We start from the raw sequence: 11968 nt of genomic DNA on the forward strand, positions 1-11968 counted from the left end.
ATGCCTGATACATGATGTCATCGTGGAAGAGACAAAGCTGACCGCCGGGTGTCTGCAGGACAGATATGGGGTTGCCGGTGGTCGATGCGGGCTGGAGTTGTGGGTGGCGTGTCGGCGATCAGGGCCATATTGTTTGACAAGGACGGAACGCTCATCGATTTCCGTTCGACTTGGCTTGCCGCCTATCGCGGAGCTGCGGCCGAACTGGAGGAATTATCGGGTCGTGCCGGACTAGGCTGCCTGCTGCTGCTGCGCAGTGGCTATGACGAGGTGAGTGACCGGTTTACGCCGGAGAGCCCGTTATTGTGGGCGACCAATCGCGAGATCGCTGCGAGGTGGGCGGAAAGCCCGGAGCTTGCGGGCATCGATGATACGGCACAGCGGATCCAGCGTCACTTTTCCGACAGCGAACGATATCCGCCACAGGCAACCGGTGATCTTCCGGTATTGTTCAACCGGCTGGAAGCATCTGGACTGGTTCTCGGAATTGCAACCATGGACAGCGAGACGAAGGGGCGGTCCACGGCGGCAGCACTGGGTATCGACCGGCACGTTCGGTTCATTGCCGGTGCCGATAGCGGTTACGGCGAAAAGCCGGGTCCGGGTATGGCGCAGGCGTTCTGTTCGGCCGTCGGGGTCGACCCGGCACAGGTGATGGTCGTGGGCGACACCCATGCCGATCTGCACATGGCTCGAAATGCGGGTTGCGCGCTCGCAGTTGCGGTGCTCACGGGGGGCGCGGGGCGTGACGTGCTGGCTCCGCTTGCCGATCATGTCCTCGCCAGTGTCATGGAGGTCGAGACGCTATTGTGAGTATGACCCAACATGCGAAATCCTCGCCGATGCCCATGCTGAGGCTGGCCGGTTGGCTGTTCGCATTCATTGTTGCCGCCTGGATCGTTCTCATGATTCCCATACTCTCGGCGGCCAGACTGCCTCCCGGCGAGAGCGGCAAGATGCTCGTGGCCTTCTGGCCCGGTGCGGACCACGACGAAGTCTTCCGCAAGATTGTCGACGCTGGTGGTCTGCCGATCCGTCCCGTTGGCTCGACGAGCAGCCTGTGGGTCGTCGAGGCTAATAACCCGGGATTTGTCGCCGCCATTGAGGACAAGGGCGCCTTCGGAGCCTATCGCGATCTGCCCGCGAGTGTCGTGCTGGCAGGGTGCAGCGGCATCTCTGCCCCTCGCAGCATGCCGGCGGCGGTTGTCGATCCGTGAATGCGTCGGCTTCCGCCACTCAGACGGGTAGGCGGGCGGTGCTGGAAGTCGCGTTCACACGCGCTTCAATGGCATCCCAGATCATGGCTTCGAGTGAGGTGCCATCGAAGCGGCCGATCTCCTGCAGACCGGTCGGCGAGGTGACATTGATCTCGGTAAGGTAGTCGCCAATCACGTCGATGCCGACGAAGATCAGTCCTTTCTCGGACAGCGTCGGTCCCAGTGCCTCGCAGATTTCCATTTCACGCCGCGTGAGCGCGGTTTTTTCCGCGCGACCGCCGACATGAAGATTGGCGCGGGTCTCGGATGCCGCCGGCACGCGATTGACACCACCCGCCGCCTTGCCGTCCACGAGAATGATGCGCTTGTCGCCCTTGCGGATCTCGGGGATGTAGCGCTGGATCATCAAGGGTTCGTTGAGGAAGCCCCGGAACGTTTCCATCAGGCTGGCGAGATTGGGATCGTCGCGCTTCAGCAGAAAGATTCCTGCACCTCCGTTGCCGTAGAGCGGTTTGACGATGATATCGCCGTGTTCCTTGCGGAATGCGCGCACCTCATCGGTGTCATAAGTGATCAGTGTGGGGGGCATGAAGTCCGGGAACTGCGTGACGAACAGCTTTTCAGGTGCGTTGCGTACCGATGCCGGATCGTTGACGACGAGCGTCTGCGGATGAATGCGTTCGAGCAGGTGGGTAGCCGTGATATAGGCAAGGTTGAAGGGCGGATCCTGTCGCATCAGAACGACATCTATCGTCGCCAGGTCAATGGCTTCCGGCGTGCCGGCGGTGAAGTGACTGCCCTTTTCGCGACGAACCTCGAACGGGCGCGCCCTGGCGACGACCCCCCCCTCCCGGTAGCTCAGGTCCTGCGGCAGATAGTGATACAGTCCATGACCGCGCTGCTGTGCTTCCAGGGCCAGGACGAAGGTACTGTCGGCATCGATATTGATGCTTTCGAGCGGATCCATCTGAATGGCTACGGCAAGCGACATCGGGTGCTCCCTGCGGAAATCGACGAGCAGCATTTGACAGGCGACCGGCCGCTTGACAAGAGCAAGGCTGATTGACGTTCCCATTCATGGAGAGGCTCATGACCAGTCGTTCGGGCAATCTTCCCTCATATGATGACAGCAACATCTTTGCCCGCATCCTGCGTGGCGAGATCCCCTGCAAGAAGGTCTATGAGGACGAGTATGCGCTCGCCTTCCACGATATCCAGCCGCAGGCTCCCGTGCATGTGCTGGTCATCCCCAAGGCGCCCTACGTGTCGATGGCGGACTTTTCAGCCGGAGCGGACGACGCCCAGGTGGCCGGATTCTTCCGGGCAGTCGGCAAGGTGGCGTCCATGCTGGAGATCGAGGCGGATGGCTACCGGATGCTGGCCAACCATGGCCGCAACGCCAACCAGGAGGTGCCGCATTTCCACGTCCACCTGTTCGGTGGCCGCCCGCTGGGCGGCATGATCAGGCAGCCCGGATGAACGCTGCTTCCACCATCATGAAGCAGAGGACGGCCGATCAGTCCTTGTGTTTGTAGGTGCTGGCGAAGAACGGCTCCTTGACGTCGTTGCCTGCCGGCAGCTGCAGGCTGCAGGCGGAAAGGCCGAGAACGGAAACGGCTAGGACTATGGCCAGAATGCGCATGGGCACGAAACCTCGGTCTGCGTTGACGACGGTTCATCCTTAGGTGGCGATCCCGCCCACGGTCAATGTGCTTCGTGGGCGGAACGGACATTGTGAGGAGCAGTGTCGCTTTGCCGCCCGGCAATCCCGGCCGGTTATTCTTCCAGAATCCGGACAATTCCCTCTTCGGGCAGGAGTTCCAGCATGGTGTGATTGGCGATCAATGAGGTGATATCACCTTCGAACCTGTCCATCAGGACGATTCCGCCGAAAGCCGCGCCCTGGGCCATGACCGGATTCGCGTGATTGAGCAGCAGGGCGGCGGGAGCCATGCCGCGTGCCTGCATCTCGTGGAACATCCACGCGGTGGCGACACCGCCCTTGGCCTGGTCGAGAACGAGGATGCGGCCGACATAGTTCTCGCCGTAGAGCTTGTGGGTCGGTCGCGAGAAGGTCCCCTTGAGGCGATCGAGATCGTATCGGGCGGAAAAGCCGTCGCTGGCGACCAGGGCGCGGGCCTTCAACGGTGCACCCATGCCGGGATGGCAGCGGATCTCCGTCATGCGAGCCTCCCGGCAATCGCCGCCTCGATACAACGGGTCGTGGGTTGCAGCACCGGCTCGTAGCCATAGCCCTGGATGATGTTGGCGAGCTTCGCCGAATTGGTCAGAAGCCGTTTCCAGCCCATCATTTCGCCCATTTCACGAGCATACATCTGGTAAAAGCATACCCCTTCGAGGATCCGCGCACCTGCGGCCTCGATCACTGCCCGCAGCCCCATGCGTTCAGCCGCACGAACGACTTCGGGTGGCGCGGTGAGCAGGACGGCGACATGCTCTTTGACCTTGCGGCCCTCAAGCAGTCCGGCGACGAGTTGCATTTCGTAGAGCGAAAGTTGCGGGGCGGCGAATACCACCACATCAACATGATCGCCGTCCTTGCGAAAACTGTCATAGAAGGCGTCAAGGTCGGACCGGCGCAGATGTTCGGCCTCGACTGGCCGCCCGCCGGTCGCCTGATCGAGGGTCGCGGCATCGGGCGTGATGCCCTCGATATGGAACATCGGTGTCGATCCATAGCTGGCCAGCGCCGCACCGAAATGCTTGAGCGCATCGGATCCGGGGGTAGGGCCCGCGCCGGATATCAGCGGCACTTCGAAGTAGTTGCGCATCCTGCGGCCAATAAGACCGCCAAGCGCTCCCCAGTCAGCAAGGTCCTCCAGACGGAAACCTTCTTCCAGCCGGAAGTGTCGCGTGGCCAGCCGTCGTTGCGAAAGGTGCATCCCGTAGCGCGGCACCCGCCCGGTTAGCCCGGCCCAGAATGCCGCGACGCCGCCCTCGAAGTTAGAGCGCGCACCCAATACGCCGTTGCAGTAGATCGTCGAACCCGTATCCCCCATAGCGAGATGTTCGCCACGCGTCGGTGGAATCACGACCTGATAATTGATGCAGGTGTTGGTGAGCAGCACGCCCATGGCTTCGAACGCGCGGACGATACGGCCCTCCCGCTCGGGCGCGTGTTCCGGCTGGTCAAGCCAGCTGCACGCCGACGGATCGACACCGCGCGGATCGGTGATCGTCGGGATCATGACTTTGCGATGTCCGGGCGATGCCGCGGCGCAACGTTCCAGCATCTGAACGCCGGCTTCGCCCACCGCCTCGCCATCGGCCATGACATGGGCCTGGGTGACCGGCACGAAATCGCTGGCGTCGAAGAACCGGCCCACTGTCACCTGTTGTTCGAGTGCCAGTCGCCGGGGTTCCCCGAATTCGCCGTCGATCATGCGCTTTTCGAGATCATTCAGTTGCATACCCGTCCTCCCCCCTTCGGATACCCGCCCATTTCAGAGTGCTGGCGGTTGAAGTCAAGCCCGGGTAGCCGCTAAACCGGGTTCATCCCTTCGTTCCATCATTCAACAGCCATACGGATGCCGATTTGACCCATCGCGAACCCCTTGAGGTGCTCAGGGAAATTTTCGGCTATCCGTCTTTTCGCGGCCAGCAGGCGGAGATCATCGATCATGTGCTCGCGGGTGGTGACGCATTGGTATTGATGCCCACCGGCGGGGGCAAGTCATTGTGCTATCAGGTTCCGGCCCTCTGCCGTGACGGTACGGTGCTGGTCGTGACACCGCTCATCGCGCTGATGCAGGATCAGGTGATGGCGATGCAGCAGCTGGGCGTGCATGCCGAGGCGCTCAATTCGGTCATGCCGTTCGCGGAACAGCGGCGCGTCGAGCGCAGTCTCCTCGCTGGCGAACTGGATCTCGTCTATGTCGCCCCCGAACGTGTCACCGCTACGGGTTTCCTTGACCTTCTGGCCCGTGCGCCGATACGGCTGTTTGCCATCGACGAAGCCCACTGCGTCAGTCAGTGGGGACACAATTTCCGTCCCGACTATCTTGAGCTTGCACGCCTGCACCAGAGCCTGCCCGGCATCCCGCGCCTGGCACTGACGGCCACCGCTGACGTGCCGACCCGCAACGAGATCGTCGAGCGCCTCGATCTGGGTGATGGGCGCGTGTTCGTGTCCGGCTTCGACAGGCCCAATATCCGCTATCTCATCCGCATCAAGGACAATCCGCGGCGGCAGCTGCTTTCCTTCATCGAAGCCCGTCACAAGGGTGACGCCGGCATCGTCTACTGCCTCAGCCGGGCGAAGGTCGAGGAGACGGCGCGCTGGCTGAACGAACAGGGGGTCCGGGCGCTGCCGTATCACGCCGGACTGCCCCCCGAGGCGCGGGCGCACAACCAGCGGTGCTTCATTTCCGAGGAGGGGTTGGTCGTCGTGGCGACCATCGCCTTCGGCATGGGTATCGACAAGCCCAATGTCCGTTTCGTCGCCCACCTCGACCTGCCGAAAAGCATCGAGGCCTATTACCAGGAGACCGGGCGGGCCGGACGGGACGGTCTCCCGGCGACTGCCTGGCTGGCCTATGGCATGGAGGATATCGGCAAGCTCCAGTCCCTTCTGGCCCGCTCGCAGGGGGACGAACGGCAAAAACGCCTGGAACGGCAGAAACTCGATGCCATGCTCGGCTATGTCGAAACCACCCGTTGCCGGCGACAGGTGCTGCTGTCCTATTTCGGCGAAGACGGACACGAGCCCTGCGGCAATTGTGACAGCTGTCTTGAGCCGGCTGCGACCTTTGACGCCACCGAACCGGTCCAGCTTGCGCTTTCGGCCATCTACCGTACCGGCCAGCGCTTCGGCGCCGGCCATGTCATCGACGTGCTGCGCGGGGTCGACAACGACCGGGCCGTGCAGTTCGGCCATGACCGGCTGCAGTTGTTCGGCCGTGGCCGCCGGTTTTCGGCCCGGGAGTGGAAGGGAATCATGCGGCAACTGGCCGCGCTTGGACTCGTGGCCGTCGACATGGAAGGACACGGCGGGCTGATGCTCGCGGGCGACGTGCGACCGGTACTCAAGGGGGAGCGCAAGGTCATGCTTCGGCAGTTGCCCAAGACCTCGAAAACACGTGAGAAGGGGGGACGGGCATCGGGAGGGGCCGACTCGCTGACCGATCGCGCTGACCGCGCCCTGTTCGAACGCCTGCGCCATCGGCGGCTCGAACTGGCCCGCGAACAGGGAGTTCCTCCCTATGTCATCATGCACGACTCGACGCTTGTCGCCATTGCCGAGCGGCGTCCGGGGGATCTTGCCGCCCTGTCACTCATCCCCGGAATGGGGGCGAGAAAGATCGAGCGCTACGGAGCGGAAATGCTCGCCATCGTCGAAACCGCCGATGAGGCAGCCTGATCCGATTCGGTAAAATCTGTCACTGCAGAATTTCCGTAGTCGGACCTGTCCCGCCCATTGCCGCGTCTGACGCCATTCGGGTGTATTTTCGAACAGGTCGCCGGGTCCGTATCGTCGTGCCGGGAAATGCGGTGCTTCGAAATTTCATTGGGGGATACTCTCCTTCATCAATCGTTGGTAGATTGCCGTCGTGACGACGGATGAGCAACAGGAGGTTCGGGAGTTCGGGATGTTGGCGTTTGCGGATCAGCACCTGTCAGAACTGGCGCAGGGCTGGAGAACCTGGCTGTTCAAGGAGCGGCGTCTGGCATCGCGGACCCTTGCGGCCTACGAGCAGGATCTTGCTGCCTTCATCACCTTCCTTTCCGGCCACCATGGCGGGGAGGTGACGGTGCCCGTGCTTCTCGGCATGCGGCCTGCCGATTTCCGTGCCTGGCTCGCGTGGCGGCATGGCGAGGACTATGCGCGTAGTTCGACGGCGAGGGCGATGGCAGGTGTGCGCAGTTTCTTCGCCTTCATCGACCGGCGCCACGGGCTGCATAATCCGTCCCTGCGGGCGATGCGCACGCCGGGCTTTAACAAGACACTGCCGAGGCCGCTGTCGACAGGCCAGATCGATGTATTGCGCGCGGCGGCAATGAACCGCCATGGTGAGCCCTGGGTGGCCACGCGCGATCTGGCGGTGCTGCTGTTGCTCTATGGCGCTGGGCTGCGCATCGGTGAGGCGACGGGTCTCGCCCGCAGCGACCTGCATGAAGGTGCATCCGAACTCCGGGTGACGGGAAAGGGCGGCAAGGAGCGAGTGGTGCCGCTTCTGCGGATCGTGAGCGAAGCGCTGGAAGCCTATCTGAGGGCCTGTCCGTTCACGCTTGACGGACCGGGTCCACTCTTCGTCGGATTGCGTGGCAAACGCCTCCAGGCCTCGATCATCCAGGCACGGGTGCGGGAGTTGCGACAATTGTTCGGCCTGCCGGAAACGGCAACTCCGCATGCGCTTCGCCACAGTTTTGCCACCCATCTCTTGTCCAGCGGCGCTGACCTTCGCGCAATCCAGGAGTTGTTGGGGCATGCCAGCCTTTCCACGACGCAACGATATACGGCTGTTGACAGTACCCAGCTCATGGAAATCTACACGCGTGCCCATCCGCGGGCGTAGAATTTTGTCAACATGCCGAGGATAGTCGGGCGAGCCGAGGCCGGAGCAGGGACTTGCGCAAAATCATAGCCGCTTTTGGACTTCTGGCAGCTTTCGCTGCGGCGGTACTTGTGGCTCTTCCGATCCTGATCGATCAGGAGGCTGTTCAGCGCAAGTTGCGCGAGCAGGTAGCGGAGATCAGTGGCCAGCGGCTGACCATAAACGGACAGTTCGGCGTGAAGCTGTTGCCGAGCCCGTCGATCACGATCAGCAAGGCAACGATCAGGAACATCGATGTCGACGGTCTGGGACCGCAGGGGGATGTCGATCGTATCGACCTGCAGGTCGACCTGCCGGGCTTGCTCGCCGGCAAGCCCGTGATCCGCGAGATGCGATTGATTCGTCCCGCGATACGGGTCGTGGTCGACGGCAGGGACGTGGCAGGCTGGCTCAACCTGCCACTCAGGGAGTATGTCGACCCTGTGTTCGAGCGGCTGAGCGTGGTCAACGCTCGTGTCGATCTGGTGTCTGCGGATGGCCGGCAACAGCGCGTCGATGCGCTGGAAGGTCAATTCGCCATCGATGCGCAGAGCGGCCGCCGGAAGGTCGAACTCGCGGGCATGCTGGCGGGGCGATCGGTCGTTCTGGACATGGACATGAGCGAGCCCCACGCCGGACGCAGGTCGAGCATCGATATCGCGTTGCAGGCGGATGACAGCCAACTGATCCTGCGCGGCCAGGTACAGGCCGGAGAGAGATTGCCGCTTTTCGCCGGGGAATTCGAGGGAACGCCGCGACTTCTCGTCGATCTGGCGACATTCTTCACCACCAGACCTGCGTGGATGCCTCCGGTCGATCCCGCAACGACTTTTTCCGGACATCTCCAGGTTGCCACTGACTATCTCAAGGTTGAACGCGGGATCGTCCGGCACGGCAATCAGGAGGTCATGGTCGATCTGTCCGCGGCTCTGCGGGGACGTCCCGAGGTCCAGGCAGCGGTGACGATCGACGATCTGGAGCTTGGGTACGACATCGATCCCGTCTCGTTCGTACCCCTTCTGTTCAGCTCCAGACTGGCAGCCGCACTGCCCGTCGACCTGTCAGCAATGCTGAGAGTGGACATTGGCCGTCTGGGACTGGCCGGCGAAGATCTGCGGCGAATAGACGGGCAGATTTCACTCGACGGCGGGGGAGCAGGGCGGATCAACGCATTCAACGCGATCCTGCCGGGCAGTGGCGAGTTGTCACTGGAGGGCGATTTGCGAGTCGCTGCCCATGGCCTGGAGCTCGATGGCCATCTGCGGATGGCAAGCGAGGACGTGCCGGGGCTTCGCGACATGTTGGGGCTGGGGCTGGCCGGGCTGCGTCACGATGCGATCACCGGCATGAATCTCGATTCGAATATCGGTATGGGTCCGCACCGGTTCGAGCTTCGCGACATGAAGCTGCGGCTTGATGGCACGAAGGTCGAAGGAGGGCTGGCTCTGGTTGATGGGGCGCAACCGCAAGTTGCAGCGAAGCTGCGGGTCGATCGGCTGGATCTCGACATGCTGGCCGTATCGGGCGGAGATGGCAATCCACTTGAAAGCGATGATGAAGCGGGGTGGGGGGATCGCTTGTCCCACCTGAGGCAATGGCTTGCCGGTTTCGATCATGCGCTCGACCTGATCGTCGATCGCGCCAGTCTGGGCCCGTTGCGGCTGCAGGGGCTCAGCCTGAAAAGCCGGATGCGCGATGGCGAAATGGTGATCGAGGAACTGGCGATCGGCGATGCGCTCGATGCCACGGCGCGGTTCGCAGGGGTGATGGACCTCGATCTGTCCGTCATGGATCTTGAAGGTTCGGTTGACATATCGTCTCCGGCCCGCGTCCTTCGCGAACTGGGTTACGAGGCACCATTGGTCATGTCACTGCTGGGACCCGTGCGGGTCGAGACGGGGCTGGAGGGCGCGGCTAGTTCGTCCAGATTGACGGTGAAACTGGACGGAGGGGACCTTAAAGGTGACCTGAGTGCTGCAGGAACGCCGGACGCGTTTGATCTCCACGGTTCCCTGGCGGCTGACGGCAGCGGCGATCTGGTGCGCCGGCTGGCGGCACTGGTGCTCGATGCGCCGCTATCCGGCAGTGAAGCCCGTGTCGATATCGACTGGAACGGGCGCAAGGCAGATAGGCCGTCTGGCACGGCAAGGTTGAAATTTGGCCAGGTCCAGGTCGATGCGTCACTGGCGGTCGACGATTCCGACAGCGCGAGCGGGCAGGTCGTCGCGCGCAATGTCACTCCTTCCATGGGCTCACCGCTCTATGACGGGCTGTCGTTGTTGCTGGGGCTGGAACCGGGGCCGGTCGCCCGCTGGGTCGGTGCCTGGCCAAAACGGTCGTGGCACTGGACATGGCCGTTCAGCCGGCATGTGACTGTGGATCTCGAAGCGCTGGATGGCGATGGTGCGCCAATCGTTCAGGGCCGGATGACGATGGGGGCGGATGCCATCGGTTTCACGCCGATGAGAATGGAAATAGGCAATGGCTCCCTGACGCTCGATTCTCGATACAAGCAGACGGGACTCGATCTGAACGTTGAACTGGACGGGGTCGAAGTCGCGACCGTCCTGGACTGGCTGGGCATCGGCGACGGCCTCTCCGGCCGAATGGACATGGCGCTCGACATGCGGGCTGTGGGCGAAAATCTGTGGCGACTGCTGTCGACGCTGGCGGGAGAGGGGCATTTCGAGATTTCTGGCGGTAGCATGATGTTGCCGGGTGGGGTTGTCGAACGGCAGGCGTTCGACGCCATCGAGGGAGATCTTGGGGTCGAGCATGGCATCCTTGAGGTTCGCCACGGCCGCATCGTTCATGATGCGCCTGCTACGGGCGATCAGCCGGGGGTGGGCGGTCCTGGGCAAATACCGTTCGAGGCGCGGCTCGACCTGCCCGCGTGGATGCTGGATGCACTGCTGGCCGGCACTGCTCCGGTTCATGTCATCGGTCCACCGGGAAGGCTGGCCATTCGCCCTTGATCGGCGATAGATTGCAGCTATGGCGCCGACGAACGGGGGGTGCCCCGGACGTGAATGGCAGGAAGAGCGTTTTCGGTCGGCAGGCAGCATCAAGGGAATCGACAAGGTGGCCAATCACCTCTTTTCACCCATCCGGCTTCGGTCGCTGAAGCTGGAAAACAGGATCATGGTGGCGCCGATGTGCCAGTACAGCGCGCAGGATGGCGTGCCCAACGACTGGCATCTGGTGCATCTGGGTTCGCTGGCGCTGGGTGGATTCGGCCTCGTCATGGTTGAAGCTACGGCGGTTTCGCCCGTTGGCCGCATCACGCATAACTGCCTGGGGCTCTATACTGACGCGCAGGAGGAGGGTTTCGCCCGCATCCTGAGCTTCTGCCGTGAACACGGCACCGCAGCCATGGCCATCCAGCTCGGCCATGCGGGTCGCAAGGCGTCCACGCAGACACCTGCCAACGGGGGAGCGCCGCTGGGTCCATCGGAGCATCCCTGGGAAACGCTGGCTCCTTCGGCCCTGGCCTATGACACGGGCTGGCATACACCGCGCGCGATCGACGGGCCGGGACTCATGCGGATCAAGTCCGAGATGGTGGAAAGTGCCATTCGCGCCAACCGGTTGGGCTTCGAACTCATCGAGTTGCACATGGCGCATGGCTACCTGATGCACCAGTTTCTCTCGCCACTCTCGAATCATCGCACAGACGCCTATGGCGGTGACTTGCAGGGGCGGATGCGCTTTCCGCTGGAGTGCTTTGCCGCCGTACGCGCCGCATTGCCGGAGAGCAGGCCGCTTGGTGTGCGGATCTCGGCCACCGATTGGATTGAGGGTGGCTGGGATATCGAGCAGACGGTAGTGCTGGCGAGGGAGCTGGAAAGGCTGGGCTGCGATTTCATCGATGTCAGCTCCGCAGGTGTCGACCCCCGGCAGAAGATCAAACTCGAGCCCGGATATCAGGTGCCATTCGCGGAACGTGTCAAACGGGAAACCGGCATGACGGTGATCGCGGTGGGACTTATCACCGGTGCCCATCAGGCCGAAGCGATCGTTGCCGATGGCCGTGCCGACATGGTTGCCCTTGCGCGCGGGGCGATGGACGACCCGCACTGGGGCTGGCACGCGGCAATGGCACTGAATGAGGAAATTCGCTATCCCGAGATCTATGCCCGCGCCGCACCGAAGGCATGGCCGGGAGCGAAGGCGATGCGGCAGGCGTGATGCGGCAGG

At 62.7% G+C, this 11968-nt stretch carries 10 protein-coding genes; 7 read left to right on the top strand and 3 right to left on the bottom strand.

Features of this window, described 5'->3' with window-relative positions; genetic code table 11:
* The first annotated feature begins 108 nt into the window (after positions 1 to 108).
* Both H6851_08450 and H6851_08455 read left to right on the top strand, forming a co-directional pair.
* Positions 109 to 813: an HAD family hydrolase gene (locus H6851_08450; protein ID MCB9943631.1), complete on the top strand. Its 705-nt coding sequence runs from the start codon at positions 109 to 111 to the stop codon at positions 811 to 813.
* A gap of 29 nt (positions 814 to 842) precedes the next feature.
* Positions 843 to 1217 carry a hypothetical protein gene (locus H6851_08455; protein MCB9943632.1) on the top strand — a complete coding sequence of 125 codons (375 nt, stop codon included), beginning with the start codon at positions 843 to 845 and terminating at the stop codon, positions 1215 to 1217.
* Between the two features lie 19 nt (positions 1218 to 1236).
* Here the strand turns inward: H6851_08455 and gshB are convergent, their stop codons facing one another.
* On the bottom strand, positions 1237 to 2208 hold the full coding sequence (gshB, locus tag H6851_08460; protein ID MCB9943633.1) for a glutathione synthase: 972 nt from the start codon (positions 2206 to 2208) through the stop codon (positions 1237 to 1239).
* Positions 2209 to 2306: 98 nt separating this feature from the next.
* Here gshB and H6851_08465 point away from each other — a divergent pair, with 98 nt between their 5' ends.
* Positions 2307 to 2696 carry a histidine triad nucleotide-binding protein gene (locus H6851_08465; protein MCB9943634.1) on the top strand — a complete coding sequence of 130 codons (390 nt, stop codon included), beginning with the start codon at positions 2307 to 2309 and terminating at the stop codon, positions 2694 to 2696.
* A gap of 297 nt (positions 2697 to 2993) precedes the next feature.
* Here the strand turns inward: H6851_08465 and H6851_08470 are convergent, their stop codons facing one another.
* Entirely contained in the window at positions 2994 to 3401 is a 408-nt protein-coding gene (locus H6851_08470) for a DUF126 domain-containing protein (GenBank protein MCB9943635.1), read from the bottom strand.
* Positions 3398 to 4648 (bottom strand): aconitase X catalytic domain-containing protein, encoded by a 1251-nt coding sequence (locus tag H6851_08475; protein ID MCB9943636.1) that lies wholly within the window; start codon positions 4646 to 4648, stop codon positions 3398 to 3400. The genes H6851_08470 and H6851_08475 overlap by 4 nt, the downstream gene beginning before the upstream one ends.
* 125 nt (positions 4649 to 4773) lie before the next feature.
* On the opposite strand from H6851_08475, the gene recQ reads away from it, so the two are divergent.
* From recQ to H6851_08495, 4 genes are all read left to right on the top strand, one after another.
* Positions 4774 to 6597 (top strand): DNA helicase RecQ, encoded by a 1824-nt coding sequence (gene recQ, locus H6851_08480; GenBank protein ID MCB9943637.1) that lies wholly within the window; start codon positions 4774 to 4776, stop codon positions 6595 to 6597.
* A 229-nt stretch (positions 6598 to 6826) separates the two neighbouring features.
* Positions 6827 to 7753, top strand: a complete 927-nt coding sequence (locus H6851_08485; protein ID MCB9943638.1) for a tyrosine recombinase XerC — start codon at positions 6827 to 6829, stop codon at positions 7751 to 7753.
* 53 nt (positions 7754 to 7806) lie between these two features.
* The gene (locus tag H6851_08490) at positions 7807 to 10746 is read left to right on the top strand and encodes an AsmA family protein (protein ID MCB9943639.1); all 2940 of its coding nucleotides are present in this window, start codon (positions 7807 to 7809) and stop codon (positions 10744 to 10746) included.
* 19 nt (positions 10747 to 10765) lie between these two features.
* On the top strand, positions 10766 to 11959 hold the full coding sequence (locus H6851_08495) for an NADH:flavin oxidoreductase/NADH oxidase (protein ID MCB9943640.1): 1194 nt from the start codon (positions 10766 to 10768) through the stop codon (positions 11957 to 11959).
* The last annotated feature ends 9 nt before the right edge of the window (positions 11960 to 11968 follow it).

The sequence above is a fragment of the Geminicoccaceae bacterium genome (assembly GCA_020638465.1).
In the GTDB taxonomy this organism is placed as follows: domain Bacteria; phylum Pseudomonadota; class Alphaproteobacteria; order Geminicoccales; family Geminicoccaceae; genus JAGREO01.

Excerpts from the sequence above, each read along its gene's own strand:
- H6851_08465 (MCB9943634.1), top strand. The coding sequence starts at position 2,307 with ATGACCAGTCGTTCGGGCAATCTTCCCTCATATGATGACAGCAACATC.
- H6851_08485 (MCB9943638.1), top strand. The coding sequence starts at position 6,827 with ATGTTGGCGTTTGCGGATCAGCACCTGTCAGAACTGGCGCAGGGCTGG.
- H6851_08470 (MCB9943635.1), bottom strand. The coding sequence starts at position 3,401 with ATGACGGAGATCCGCTGCCATCCCGGCATGGGTGCACCGTTGAAGGCC.
- gshB (MCB9943633.1), bottom strand. The coding sequence starts at position 2,208 with ATGTCGCTTGCCGTAGCCATTCAGATGGATCCGCTCGAAAGCATCAAT.
- H6851_08475 (MCB9943636.1), bottom strand. The coding sequence starts at position 4,648 with ATGCAACTGAATGATCTCGAAAAGCGCATGATCGACGGCGAATTCGGG.
- H6851_08455 (MCB9943632.1), top strand. The coding sequence starts at position 843 with ATGCCCATGCTGAGGCTGGCCGGTTGGCTGTTCGCATTCATTGTTGCC.
- H6851_08495 (MCB9943640.1), top strand. The coding sequence starts at position 10,766 with ATGGCGCCGACGAACGGGGGGTGCCCCGGACGTGAATGGCAGGAAGAG.